The organism is Olivibacter sp. XZL3 (genome assembly GCF_004368405.1).
In the GTDB taxonomy this organism is placed as follows: Bacteria; Bacteroidota; Bacteroidia; order Sphingobacteriales; family Sphingobacteriaceae; genus Olivibacter.
The window spans coordinates 1-12,848 of record NZ_SBJH01000065.1; the positions used below are offsets into that span (position 1 = coordinate 1).

General features: G+C 46.0%; 11 protein-coding genes. 4 read left to right on the forward strand and 7 right to left on the reverse strand.

Annotated features, from left to right (window positions below; genetic code table 11):
- The coding region (locus tag EPX21_RS14470) for a hypothetical protein (protein ID WP_134090405.1) at positions 1-320 on the reverse strand (320 nt) is incomplete at its 3' end.
- 281 nt (positions 321-601) lie between these two features.
- Between EPX21_RS14470 and EPX21_RS14475 the strand changes: the two genes are divergently transcribed.
- Positions 602-1,957 (forward strand): RNA methyltransferase, encoded by a 1,356-nt coding sequence (locus EPX21_RS14475; RefSeq protein WP_134090406.1) that lies wholly within the window; start codon positions 602-604, stop codon positions 1,955-1,957.
- A 22-nt stretch (positions 1,958-1,979) separates the two neighbouring features.
- Positions 1,980-3,023 carry a LacI family DNA-binding transcriptional regulator gene (locus tag EPX21_RS14480; RefSeq protein WP_240768695.1) on the forward strand — a complete coding sequence of 348 codons (1,044 nt, stop codon included), beginning with the start codon at positions 1,980-1,982 and terminating at the stop codon, positions 3,021-3,023.
- A gap of 41 nt (positions 3,024-3,064) precedes the next feature.
- Here the strand turns inward: EPX21_RS14480 and uxaC are convergent, their stop codons facing one another.
- The 3 genes from uxaC to EPX21_RS14495 all read right to left on the reverse strand — a co-directional run bounded on the left by uxaC (position 3,065) and on the right by EPX21_RS14495 (position 6,554).
- On the reverse strand, positions 3,065-4,468 hold the full coding sequence (uxaC, locus tag EPX21_RS14485) for a glucuronate isomerase (RefSeq protein ID WP_134090407.1): 1,404 nt from the start codon (positions 4,466-4,468) through the stop codon (positions 3,065-3,067).
- Positions 4,469-4,531: 63 nt separating this feature from the next.
- Positions 4,532-5,698: a mannonate dehydratase gene (uxuA, locus tag EPX21_RS14490; RefSeq protein WP_134090408.1), complete on the reverse strand. Its 1,167-nt coding sequence runs from the start codon at positions 5,696-5,698 to the stop codon at positions 4,532-4,534.
- 34 nt (positions 5,699-5,732) lie between these two features.
- Positions 5,733-6,554, reverse strand: coding sequence for an SDR family oxidoreductase (locus tag EPX21_RS14495; protein WP_134090409.1), 822 nt, complete (start codon positions 6,552-6,554; stop codon positions 5,733-5,735).
- Positions 6,555-6,878: 324 nt separating this feature from the next.
- On the opposite strand from EPX21_RS14495, the gene EPX21_RS14500 reads away from it, so the two are divergent.
- Positions 6,879-7,880 carry a sugar kinase gene (locus EPX21_RS14500; RefSeq protein ID WP_134090410.1) on the forward strand — a complete coding sequence of 334 codons (1,002 nt, stop codon included), beginning with the start codon at positions 6,879-6,881 and terminating at the stop codon, positions 7,878-7,880.
- A gap of 105 nt (positions 7,881-7,985) precedes the next feature.
- Complete coding sequence (locus tag EPX21_RS14505) at positions 7,986-8,636, forward strand: bifunctional 4-hydroxy-2-oxoglutarate aldolase/2-dehydro-3-deoxy-phosphogluconate aldolase (RefSeq protein WP_134090411.1); 651 nt, start codon at positions 7,986-7,988, stop codon at positions 8,634-8,636.
- On the opposite strand, the gene EPX21_RS14510 is transcribed toward EPX21_RS14505, so the two are convergent.
- The 3 genes from EPX21_RS14510 to EPX21_RS14520 form a co-directional block, all read right to left on the reverse strand.
- The gene (locus tag EPX21_RS14510; protein ID WP_134090412.1) at positions 8,617-10,032 is read right to left on the reverse strand and encodes a Gfo/Idh/MocA family protein; all 1,416 of its coding nucleotides are present in this window, start codon (positions 10,030-10,032) and stop codon (positions 8,617-8,619) included. The genes EPX21_RS14505 and EPX21_RS14510 overlap by 20 nt on opposite strands.
- Before the next feature lie 134 nt (positions 10,033-10,166).
- Entirely contained in the window at positions 10,167-11,210 is a 1,044-nt protein-coding gene (locus EPX21_RS14515) for a sialidase family protein (protein WP_166670776.1), read from the reverse strand.
- 97 nt (positions 11,211-11,307) lie between these two features.
- On the reverse strand, positions 11,308-12,840 hold the full coding sequence (locus EPX21_RS14520; protein ID WP_134090414.1) for a RagB/SusD family nutrient uptake outer membrane protein: 1,533 nt from the start codon (positions 12,838-12,840) through the stop codon (positions 11,308-11,310).
- Between the last annotated feature and the right edge of the window lie 8 nt (positions 12,841-12,848).

Below are 12,848 nucleotides of genomic sequence, written 5' to 3' on the forward strand. Positions count from 1 at the left end.
AAGAACTTTAAACGCCTCCGCTCCCGCTTCGGCCTCCGCTGCATCCTTCGGGCCGCCCCTCCGGTACATCGCTGTTTTTTTTCACCCTCCCGGGCATCGCGCCCGTTCCGTTCCCCCTCCGGGGCCTCTCTGCCTCCGATTGGGAGTGCAAAGGTAACAGCTTTTTTCTTTTCTCCAAAATATTTTTTAAAATATTTTTTACCTCCCTTTTCCGCTGTCCGCACCCCGCTGCCTTCCCTCTTTCTCTCACTCTCCGCAGCCCTCAAAAAACAACCCCATCTTCCGTCTGCGGAATGCACGCCTCCCTGATGGGACGGCAAAGGTACGCATTATTACCGTACCTGCAAATATCCCGCAGCTGTTTTCCGCAGGACGACTGCAACAGGCTAACAGTCAGCCCGTTTTTTTTTAAGTCCGGCCGTAGCTCCCCTATAACAAAACAGCAGTCCATATGTTTGGTAATTAATACAAGAAATATAACTACATGCTCCGTTACTCTTATACCATCGTTTTTCGTCTTATATCCCAAGATATATTCAGCCGGTTTTTTTATACGCTTATGTTCTAAATCTCACAATTTCATCTTAGGTTTGTAGATACTATGAGTAATTTTTTACCGTCTAAACTTGTCAGCGCTTTAAAAAGAGATTTTCACATCGATGAAGAAGAATTCCTTCGCACACACGAACAACATGAGCAAATAACGTCCGTTCGAATAAATCCAGCGAAAAAAACAGACCTTTTTAACGGCAAACAAGCGGTTCCTTGGTGTCCAACCGGTTATTACCTGGAAGAGCGCCCCATCTTTACGCTCGACCCGCTGTTTCATGCAGGGACTTATTATGTGCAAGAGGCTTCCTCTATGTTTATCGACCACATCCTCCGCACCCTCGGCCTTCATGACAACGCATTACTAGCGCTTGATCTCTGTGCTGCACCCGGCGGCAAAAGCACCTTATTAAACAGTGCCTTACATCCGGAAAGTTTACTTGTATCCAATGAAATTATAAAAAGCCGCGTCACTACCCTCGTGGATAACCTAACAAAATGGGGGAACCTGAATGTAGTTGTTACAAACAACGACCCTGCGGCGTTCAACAGACTTCCAGGCTTTTTCGATCTCATGCTCGTAGACGCCCCCTGTTCGGGCTCGGGCATGTTCCGGAAAGACGAGCAGACCATCAACGAATGGTCAGAGGAGATGGTAACCTTGTGTAGCCAAAGACAGCAACGCATTTTATCCGACAGCTTATCGACCTTGAAAGAAGACGGCATACTGATTTATTCCACGTGCTCCTATTCCATAGAGGAAAACGAACAGATTGTAGATTGGCTGGTAACACACCACGGAATGGAGCCGCTCGCCATCCCGTTCGACAGCTCTTGGGGCATAACGGAAACCATATCGCCCAAGCACCATGGCGAGGGCTATCGCTTCTATCCTAATAAAGTGAAAGGTGAAGGCTTCTACGTCGCCTGTTTCAGAAAAAAAGAAAGTCAACAGACTTTTAATAAAAAAAAGATCAAAGCCGAGAAAGCGTTATTTGATAAAGCAATTTTAAAAGACTGGCTAAGCCCGCACACAGAAATCACAACCCTGCCTTTCAAAGACGACACCCTAATTATTCCAGCTTCGCAGGAGCTTAATATAAAAGCTTTACAAAACGTGCTCTATTTGAAAAAAGCGGGAACCAACATGGGAAAACTCACAAAAAAAGAGCTCATTCCTCATCATGAACTCGCTTTGAGCAATGTAATAAGCGACCAGGTAGACCGTATAGAGCTGCCACTCGACATGGCGCGCCAATACTTGCGGAAAGCAGAAATTCAGCCGTCGGCTTCGGTAAAGGGCTGGGCATTGGCCCAGTATAACGGATATGCATTGGGATGGATCAAAATGCTTCCAAACCGGACCAACAATTACTATCCAAAAGAATGGCGCATTGTTAACCTGTAACTCTACCATTAAATAGCGAGATATGGCGAACCAAAATATGACCTTACGCGATATAGCCAAAGCCTTAAATCTGTCTACCTCAACGGTATCCAAAGCCCTGCGCGACAGCTATGAGATCGGAGAAGAAACAAAAAAAAGAGTGATCGATTATGCGAAAGCGGTAGGCTATCAACCCAACACCTTGGCTAAAAGTCTTAAAGAAGGAAAAAGTCGGACGATCGGTGTTGTAATATGTGCAATCGATAACAGCTTTGTTTCGCAGATGCTCAACGGAATAGACCGAGCATGTAACGAAAGAGGCTACAGCCTTATGATCATGCAAAGCAAAGAATCACACTTGCAGGAAATCAAATGCACAGAAGTTCTGTATGGCCGCTCCATTGACGGTTTGCTTATCTCCCCAGCTTGTGAAACGCCCGATGTCAACCACCTTAAAAAGTTTCAGCGACTCGGTCTTCCCATTGTTTTATTCGACAGGTGCAGTGATGAACTGGATGTCCCAAAAGTGAGCATTAATAACATAGACGCGGCTTACCGGGCCACCCAACACCTTATAAGAAACGGGTATAAGCGCATCGCCGTATTGCACAGCAACACCAGCTTGAACATAAATATCCAACGGTTGGAAGGCTATAAAAAAGCTTTAGAAGAGCATCATATACCTTTGGTTGAGGCATATATACGGCCGTGTAATTTACAAACAACCGCACTTTTGGAAGCGAGCATTCATCAGGCTGTTCAAGAATTGTCCACTTTACCTGATCCGCCTACCGCTATGCTCGCCTTGAGCGATCAAATCAGCACTTCGGCCATTTCCATTCTTAAAGATATGGGTTATCATATTCCTGAAGACATCGCATTGATCGGCTTTACGAACACCAGCCTTGCCGCTTCTCTATCTCCACCGCTAAGCACCATCTATCAACCAGCAACAGCCATTGGCGAAGTAGCGGCTAATACATTGATCAATATTATTGAAGGAGCCGATGAAGATTCAGATCAAACGGTTTATCTGGACGCGATACTACAGGAACGTACCTCTAGCCAGCCCTTAAGAAGTCTATGACCCCATACAGGGGGTCGATTATGGCATCTTTAATTTTTTAATCACAGTTGGAAATAACTTTTTGCATTATAGTAACAGATGTCCTTTATTATCTTGCCCATCCATTCAATATCATTCGGCAGCAAGCCGTTATTCATATCGCTTGCAAAAAGATTACACAGCAGTCGCCTAAAATACTCATGCCGTGAATAAGACAAAAAACTTCTCGAGTCGGTCAGCATACCAATAAAACAAGCGATTAAACCGATATTCGACAAGCTATTCATCTGATCGGTCATCCCTTGCAGTTGATCCAGAAACCACCAGCCCGCCCCAAACTGGACTTTTCCTATAATGCCTTCCGATTGGAAGTTCCCGGTCATAGCTGCAAAAACTTCGTTATCCGACGGATTTAGGTTGTACAGAATGGTCTTTGTTAAACAGGATTCTTTCTCAAGCAGATTCAAGAACCGGGCAAGATTAAGCGCTTGCGGATAGTCTCCTATCGAATCATAGCCTGTATCAGGTCCCAAGGTCTGAAGTTGCCGCGTGTTATTGTTTCTTAAAGCGCCCAGGTGAAACTGCTGCACCCAGCCATGCCGGTAATACATCTTGCACAACTCATATAGCACATAGCCCGTAAAAGCGTCCTGGCTCGCCAGTGCAGACTGATCCTTTCCCTGCAAGACGTCCTTAAAGACGCTATTTAATTGGCCTCTGTCAAAATCGGAGGTCGGCATGTGCGACAGTCCATGGTCGGCAATACGACAAGCATTTACATGAAAATAGTCTACCCGCTGCTGTAGCGCTTGCAGCAATGAATCCAAGTCCTTTATTTCTATGCCGGAGACTTCATTTAACGAGCGGATATAATCCCTAAACGTTTCACCTCCAGCCAAATTGAACGCTTTGTCAGGCCGAAAAGAAGGTTGTACACGAGTAGTGAAATCAGATGCCCTAATTTGCTTATGATCCGCTAAATCAGAAAGCGGATCATCGGTGGTCCCCACCATTTCGACCTTAAAATGTGTTAGTAACCCCTGTGGCGTAAAAGCCGCATTTTGCAACTTAGCTCCGGTTTGCTCATAAATCTTTTCCGCATTTTCCGCATTTAGCATTTCGCGAATGCCGAACGGATTTTTAAGTTCCATATGCGTCCAGTGATAAAGCGGATTTCGCACCGTATACGGCACACAGGCGGCCCATTTCTTAAATTTCTCGAAGTCTGAAGCGTCACCTGTTATATACTTTTCTTCCACGCCCAATACTCGCTGAGCCCGCCATTTATAGTGATCGCCCGCCAGCCATATCCGCGTTATATTGGCAAAATTCAGATTCGCAGCGATGGCATCCGGAGGTAAATGCGAATGATAATCGACAATGGGCAAATCGCTTGCGTATTCATGATACAACCGTGCGGCCAGATCGGATTGCAGCAGAAAATCTTCTTCCAGGAATTTACTCATAATCCCTTCCTTAAGTTGATAAATAAATTAGTGAATAAACACGTTGATCCCTTTAATACAATATCAGCTGCCCAGTATTCCCAACTCGAGTCCACGCAACTCCGCCAAACCGCGCAATCTTCCGATAGCCGAATAACCGGGATTCGAAGTTTTATGTAAATCGTCCAGCATTTGATGCCCGTGGTCGGGCCTAAAAGGAATAGGCTCCTGACGCTGCTGGTTCTCTTCAGCAAGAATTTTCATCACAGCATACATATCCACATCCCCGTCTAAGTGATCGGCTTCATAAAAATTCCCTTCTTCGTCCTTCTTAACATTTCGAAGATGCGCAAAATGCACGCGATGTTTAACAGAACGGAGTATATCCGGAATATTATTCGACATGCTTGCCCCCAATGAACCGGTACAAAAGCAAAGGCCGTTAAAGTCCCTCGGTTCTTCATTTATTATAAACAGCAAATCTTCCTTATTGCTTACCACCCTCGGAAGACCTAAAATGGGATAAGGGGGATCGTCGGGATGAATGGTCATATGTATACCCTGCGTTTCGCAAACTGGCGCAATGGCGGCAAGAAACTTCAGTAAATTTCTTCGCAGGCCGTCGATACCAATGCCCTTGTAGATCTCGATACTTTGCTGCAATTCCGACAAGCTAATCGGTTCCTCCGATGGAATTCCCATTAAAACCACTTCCCTTAATTCAGCAAGTGTTTCCTTCTCGGCAGCGTCAAACCGCTCTTTCGCTTTTTCAATAATATTTGCCGGATAATCAGCTTCTGCGCCTTCCCTTTTTAGGATAAACAAATCGAATATGGCTAAATCTGTCCAATCGAAATACAGCGCTTTCGATCCATCTTGCATTGTCAGATCTAATTTGGTGCGTGTCCAATCTAATACCGGCATAAAATTATAGCACACCGTTTTTATATTACAGGCTGCTAGGTTTTCTAAAGTCTGTATATAATTCCGGAGATAGCCGTCCGCATCCTGCCGATTGGTTTTAATAGCTTCGTGCACAGGCACACTTTCAACAACGCCCCAGGTAAGTCCGGCTTCTGCAATAATGCGCTGGCGCTCCTTAATTTCCTCAAGCGGCCATACCTCCCCGTGCGGTATGTGATGAAGCGCAGTAACGATAACACTGGCACCTGCCTGCTTAACATCTTGTAAGGATACCGGATCGTTTGGTCCATACCAACGCCAGCTCTGCAATAACTTTTTATTTGCCATATATAATTGTCAGTTAATTCTTCGGTGAAAACGATCAGACCCCGCAATAAGTGTTAAAACCGCCATCCACTAAAATACTCGTGCCATTAACAAAGGCAGAAGCATCGCTTAATAGATATACTAAAGTTCCTTTCAACTCTTCGGGATTTCCCAAGCGCCCGAAAGGAGTTCCATTTACAAAGCGATTGGCTCGGTCGGTATAAGAACCGTCGGGATTGGTTAATAAGGTTCTGTTCTGCTCGGTAAGAAAAACGCCCGGTGATATAGCGTTTACGCGCACGCCGTCACCATAGCGCTGCGCCAGCTCCACCGACATCCATTTCGTAAACCCTTCGATGGCTGTCTTGGCCATGGTATAGCCCAATACGCGGGTGATAGGCCTATGTGCTGAAAGAGAAGATATATTCACAATAGAGCCTTTACCCTTTTCGGCAATTATCCTGCCGAATACAAAGGTAGGAATCACCGTGCCGAACAGGTTTAAATCGACCGCCTTTTTGGTGTCCTCAATCTTGGTATCAAAAAGGTTCTGATCGGGCGATATAGTAGCTCCCGGGATATTCCCGCCTGCTGCATTGACGAGACCATCGATTGTCCCGTAATGATCCAGTATCCTTTCTTTCGCAAGCAGCACCTGCTCTTCTTCCATGGCGTCGGCTAAAACGGCAATGGCCTCACCTCCTATCCGCTCAATATCGCTGACCACAGCATCTGCACGCTCTTTATTTCTGCCCATAACAACGACTTTCCCTCCCGCTTCTGCCACTGCGAGAGAAAAATGTTTACCTAATACACCGGTTGCACCAGTGATAACAATAACTTTATTTTCTAAAGAAAAAGGTGACGTTTTATTCATTGCTTAGCTTTTTACCTCGTTAAAAAAAGATTACATTGCAAAAGAATTTCAAAGCGACAAGAGGCCTAGTCGTCTCCGGCAAGAATCGATATCGATTATTAAAACCCAATTTTAGCAAATTAAAAATCTATTTTGATTATTTTACCTTAAAGAATTTACGATATCGATTGCGTAGTTTTAAGCAAAGCGTATATTTTTATACACGGGAATAATAGCTATTTTCGACAAAAAAACTAGCCACTATTGACAAGACGCAAGCAAACGCGCTTTTCTGCTTTGCCAGCGATGATTCATATGGACAGGCAGGTCTTAAAAATTTAGTACATGAATTTAAATGAAGGTAACCGGATAGCCGTTTTCGGCGAATTTCTCCTCAGGGTCAGCACACAAACCGGCCACTTTATCAATGCAAGCGAAGGAATTTCCATCTATGCCGGCGGGTCGGAAGCTAATGTCGCTTCTTCTTTGGCCTGCATGAAAACACCGGTCTCTTATATCAGCTGCGTTCCTGATAACCAATTGGCCAATCAGGCCCTTGGCAGCTTGCAAGAACGGGGAGTAGATATTAGCCACTGCCTTTTGAAGGGCGATCGACTGGGACTGTATTTCTTGCTTTCAGCCAACGGCTTGAGCAAAGGAGAAGTGGTGTACGACAGAAAATACTCTTCTTTCAGCATGCTTAAACCGGGAGAGATTGATTGGGACACCGTATTGGAAGGCCATAGTTGGCTGCATTGGACCGCCCTAACGCCGGCGTTGAACGAGGATATGGTTCCCGTTTGTGAAGAGGCGCTGCAAGCGGCCGAAAGGAAAGGGCTTACCATATCGGTCGACCTTAATTATCGAAACAGGTTATGGAATTACGGAAAGCTGCCCTTAGAGATTATGCCGCCATTAGTGGCCTATTGCGATGTAATTATGGGGAATATTTGGGCTGCCAACACCATGCTCGGAACCTTTGTAGATCCAGGCCTTCACCGCGACACACCAAAGGAACGATATATCGAACATGCCAACCAATCGGCTTTGGAAGTGTTCAAGCAGTTCGACAAGTGCAAACATCTGGCTTATACATTCCGGTTTATGGACAATCCCTCTCATAACCTTTTCTATGGCACTTATCACAACCAAAGCGGTAATTATGTCTCGCAAACGCAGGAAACAACCGAAGTGGTGGATAGAATCGGCAGTGGCGATGCTTTCATGGGCGGACTCATTCATGCACTTACGACAGGCAAAACGGATCAGGAGGTGATTGATTTAGCGACTTCCGCCGGCTTTAAAAAGCTGTTTGTCAAAGGAGATTTAGGGGATGGGAGTTGTTAGTTGTTGGTTGTTGGTTGTTGGTTGTTAGTTGTTAGTTGTTAGTTGTTAGTTGTTAGGTAAAATTTACTTTTTTAATTTTTACTTTTTAATTTTGAATTTGCAAAAATGAAAACAATTGAGGAAAGTATCATACAAATAAAGAAATACCCTGTGCTACCCGTGTATTATCACGATGATCTACAAACTTGTCTTGATATTATCAACGCGTGTTATGCAGGAGGTATCCGCGTATTCGAATTTGTTAATCGAGGCAGTCAAGCGCTCGCAAATTTCAAAGAATTAAAGGCTTTTCGTGATGCCTCGCTACCCGAATTATATTTGGGCATTGGTACCATTAAATCAGCGAAACAAGCCGAAGATTATCTTGCATTAGGTGCCGATTTCATTGTCAGCCCCATTGTGAAACCGGAAATAGCGGCCATCACCTTGGATGTCGATGTCCTTTGGATCCCGGGTTGCATGACGCCTACAGAGATCAATACGGCAGAAGTCTTGGGAGCACCTTTAGTGAAGTTATTCCCGGGAAGCAGTTTGGGGCCCGACTTTCTAAAAGCGGTCAAGCCTCTCTTCCCTGAAATGTTATTTATGCCAACCGGAGGTGTCAATCCCGATCAAGCCAGCATTTCCAAATGGTTCGCCGCAGGCGTGAGCGCCGTCGGCATGGGCTCTAAACTATTTGAAAAACCTGCCGATTCATCCGACTTTCAGTGGCTAAGCGACAAGTGCCGAGAAGTAATCAACTTTGCCTCTGCTTAATACCAAGCGGATCCCAATGGACAATCCGCTTTTCATTATAACTGATATTAGCCGCTAGGGCAGGACCTGCAGTTCGCATCGCGAACTCGGGACCTTCAATGGTTTCGCCATTGGTACGTATGGCGTGGAACCAGTCTTCAAAATGATCGACGCGCATATCATAGTCCTTCGGAGCTTGGAAAACATTTTCGCCAACCGATAAGACCTGCGGTTTTACGTCCTTGTATTTTTCGTTGTATTGCGCCACGAATGCTTCCTGCACCTTTTCCGGAAAAGTACCAAAAGTGTCCCAGCCGCCATAGCCGGGTGCCTGGGCCAACTTTCTGTTCCGGATACTCACACTGTTACCGTTTAAAACCATTTCGCCTTCATTTCCTACCAACCGCATGCTGTCGCCACCACCGGAGCCGTCCACAAAATTCACCCGCAAGGAAAGGTTGAAGGCCGGATGCTGCTGCGTCTCCGGATAATCAAACAAACCTAACATGAGATCCGCCACATCACGCCCGTCCTTCCAATAATTCAGCCCACCGGTCGCATAAATTCGTTCCGGCCCTAATGACCCGGTAATGGTATGTAAGCGCGTAAACAAGTGGACGAATAAATCCCCCGCCATACCCGTACCATATGCTTGGTAGTTTCTCCACCGAAAAAAACGAACCGGATCAAAAGGAAGGCTTGTTGCTCCCTCTTGAAAGGTCTTCCAATCGCAGGTCGCCTCCGATGCATCCGGCGGGATGGAGTATTGCCAAGCACCTTTGGCATCGAATCGATCGGTATACACCTCCACGAAGTTCAGCTTACCAATAGCCCCTTGTTGATACAACTCCTTTGCCTTGTGAATAACGATCGAGCTTGCCCATTGGCTTCCCACCTGAAAAGCCACCTTCGCCGCTCGATGTCCTTTAATCAAGGCCTCGCCTTCTTCCACTTTATGTACCAAGGGTTTTTCGCAGTATACGGCCTTGCCTTTTTTCATGGCGGCAAGCGCTTGCCTTGCATGCCAATGATCAGGCGTCGAGATAATTACTGCATCAACAGCAGGGTCATCCAAAATCTCTTCATAGTGCCGGGTCGTCTTAATTTGAGCACCATATAGTTCATTTAACTTTTGCAGGTGACCATCATAACAGTCGGCACCGCTTATCAATTCTATACCCTCCCCGCTTAATGCCGCTTTCAAATTTCCGAAGCCCATGATACCAAGACCAACGGCCGCGATGTTGATCCGATCATTTGCGGATACTGTTCCCCTTCTTTTTAAGATTTGAACACCTTTATCCGCAAGGCTCGTCGTCGCGTTCAGTAAATTTGGACTCGCCGCAGCCAATACGGTAGCACTACTTAATCGCTTCAGAAACTTCCTGCGGGATTGGTTATTATCGCCTTTATTCATCGTTTAGCTTTGCTTACAAAATACGTTTACCAAAACGTAAGTCCAATACACTATAAAATCTAAAACTAAAACAAATATTTAAGTCGAACAAAAGTTTCCAGCTATTTGCAACATCAATTTTACCATGCGCTCCTTCATTGCGCGCCAAAGCGTTCTTCTTGCACGCGCCCTTTCACCATCCATATTTCCGATTTACCCTGGCCGAAGGCATTTGTTGCACTCACCGCCACGATCGTGTCATCCAAGCTAACCATTAAACTATTCCATAACGCAGACTTTTTAGCAGGAACGGGAAATGGCTTCGTGCCGTGCATAAAATTGCTTGCCAAGCTATCCCCAACAAACACGTTCATGTCAGCATATTTCAGTTGATTTTCCCTTCCTTCGGTTCCCTGATACGAAAGCAATGTATGCCCACTTTTTAATTTAACGAGGTAAGGAGCCCCGGCATACACTGAATCTGCCAGCTTATGCTTCAACGCATACACGCGGTTTGGTCCCTCAGCCAGCACCGGATAACCAGTGTCATCCGACACCGCTCCATAAATGATAAAAGGCTTAAACTGCTCAACACCGTTGTCTTCGATAACCATGGCCAACCGATCGTCGCCGATCAATAGCGGTACCGGCATACCATCCCGAAAGCCAGGCCGAAAGCTGATAACCGTAGGCTCCTGTTCCCAGCTTAAACCATTGTCAGTGGATTTTAACCGCGAAATATTTTGCTCATCGCTTGTTAGAAATACGCCTTCATTTGCAAAAAACAATTGAATTTCCCCACCGGGCAGCTGTATGGCGGCAGGTTCCCAACAGCCGTTTTTAAACTCGTTTCCCGCTTGATAAAGCAGCCGTTCGTCACGCCAGGTTATCCCCTTATCGTAACTTTTTTTCGTCTTGATTGCGAAGTGATGCTCCGTTCCATCTTTGGTAGGCCTTGGGTTATACATGGCTAAAAGTGAACCGTCCTGCAACTGAATCACACTCGGAACGCACATATTCACGCCGGGTTGGCGTTCGGCTACGGTGGCAATCTTCTTCCATGAATCGCCTTGATCAACACTTTTAGCACATACCACCTGCCCGTCAGCTTCGTAAATACAGAGCCAAGATCGGTCGCGCAATTCAATCATCCTCGGATAACTGGCATAGCGCTCCGCAGGCAATGAAATCTGCCTCATGCTTGCGCTTTCCCACGCAATTCCTTGCGCATGGGACCATACAAAAGCAGCACACAAAAAGATCCCCAACAGAAAAAGGCTCCTTAGGCCGCTCCCATTAATAACCGGCATTCTGCTTTAAATTAGGGTTGTTTAACACTTCTATCTGCGGAATTGGCAAACGAATATGTTTACCAACCACAAAGTTCTTAAAATCCGGATCGCGCTCGGCAATACGAGCCACTCTATCTTGCGCATCCAAATCACCCCAGCGCTTTAAGTCGGCCCACCGGACACTCTCTCCACACAGCTCCAACTCCCGCTCCATTTTCAGTCGCTCCCTGAAGGCATCGGCATCTTGAATTGCTGCCGGATGGTTAACAGACAAGTTGGGCAATCCAACACGGCTTCGTACCTGATCAACATAGGCTACCGCTTCACTCGTGTTGCCCAGTTCGTTCAACACCTCGGCATAAAGCAGTAAAATATCCGCATAACGCACTAAACGGAAGTTATTCTGTGCATAATAGTCTTCATTATTTCTATAATAATCCCTTGCATATTTGCGGAACCAAGCTTCATTGGCATCCCACTCCCAACTTCTGCCATAAATCTTATCGCCGAAGTCGGCTTCCAGACTTGGATAGAACAAGGTATATCGCAATCTTGGGTCAATCCCTCCCGCCACCGTCTTCTCTTTCTTAAATTCTTCAACCATCCAATACCGGGCCTGACCATCCGACCAGCCGATGCTTCGAGGGGCAAAAAATTGTGCCCGTTGACTACTCATCATTTGCCCGGGACCATCGGCATCCTCCGGCGTTTTATTGACATCCGAAAATTGAATCTCAAATACCGACTCGCTGTTGTTTTCGTTGGTGTGCGTGAAATTATCTTGGTAATTGGCTACCAAGCTATATTGCCCACTACCCTCTCCCGTAAAGAAATAATCCAAGGCCTGTTTTGCTTCCGCCCATTTGTGCTGTTGCATGTAAGCCCTCGCCAAATAGGCACTGGCGGCACCCTTTGTGGGCCGACCTAAGTTGGTTTCATCCCAGGCAACGGGAAGCACTGCCAAGGCCTCAGTTAAGTCCTTCTCAACCTGTGCCCATACCTCCGGCAATGTGCTTTGCATGGGCAAATCATCCGGCTGTGAAGATTGAAGAACCAACGGAACGTTTTCCCATAGCAAGGCGGCATAATAATAATGCAAGGCCCGTAAAAACTTCGCTTGTCCTATAATCCGCTCCTGATCTACCGGATTGGCGAAGGTGATATTCGGCACATTATCAAGCACCTGATTGCACCTGAATATAGCTTTGTATGTATCCTTCCAGGTAAAAGCATTGCCCTCACCAAAGTTGTAATTCACATACTGAAACCGTGTCCAATCGCCCAATTCCACCCAAGGACTTTTACTAAATCCCTCGTCAGACGTCAGGTCGAGTCGGAAATAAATCCATCTCGACCATAAGGCCGGTTTATAAAACATGGCATAAATGGAGTTCACGCCCCTGAGTGCGTCATCCTCCGTTTTCCAAAACACGTCCGTCGTCGGCGTGTTGGGATTCTCTATATTCAATAGATCCTTTTCACAGCTTGCAAACAGCGTTAAAAAGGAAACCGACAGCAAAATATATAAGCTTTTCATAATGTCCT

Excerpts from the sequence above, each read along its gene's own strand:
- EPX21_RS14510 (WP_134090412.1), bottom strand. The coding sequence starts at position 10,032 with ATGAATAAAGGCGATAATAACCAATCCCGCAGGAAGTTTCTGAAGCGA.
- uxaC (WP_134090407.1), bottom strand. The coding sequence starts at position 4,468 with ATGAGTAAATTCCTGGAAGAAGATTTTCTGCTGCAATCCGATCTGGCC.
- EPX21_RS14520 (WP_134090414.1), bottom strand. The coding sequence starts at position 12,840 with ATGAAAAGCTTATATATTTTGCTGTCGGTTTCCTTTTTAACGCTGTTT.
- EPX21_RS14515 (WP_166670776.1), bottom strand. The coding sequence starts at position 11,210 with ATGAGGCAGATTTCATTGCCTGCGGAGCGCTATGCCAGTTATCCGAGG.
- uxuA (WP_134090408.1), bottom strand. The coding sequence starts at position 5,698 with ATGGCAAATAAAAAGTTATTGCAGAGCTGGCGTTGGTATGGACCAAAC.
- EPX21_RS14505 (WP_134090411.1), top strand. The coding sequence starts at position 7,986 with ATGAAAACAATTGAGGAAAGTATCATACAAATAAAGAAATACCCTGTG.
- EPX21_RS14480 (WP_240768695.1), top strand. The coding sequence starts at position 1,980 with ATGGCGAACCAAAATATGACCTTACGCGATATAGCCAAAGCCTTAAAT.
- EPX21_RS14495 (WP_134090409.1), bottom strand. The coding sequence starts at position 6,554 with ATGAATAAAACGTCACCTTTTTCTTTAGAAAATAAAGTTATTGTTATC.
- EPX21_RS14475 (WP_134090406.1), top strand. The coding sequence starts at position 602 with ATGAGTAATTTTTTACCGTCTAAACTTGTCAGCGCTTTAAAAAGAGAT.
- EPX21_RS14500 (WP_134090410.1), top strand. The coding sequence starts at position 6,879 with ATGAATTTAAATGAAGGTAACCGGATAGCCGTTTTCGGCGAATTTCTC.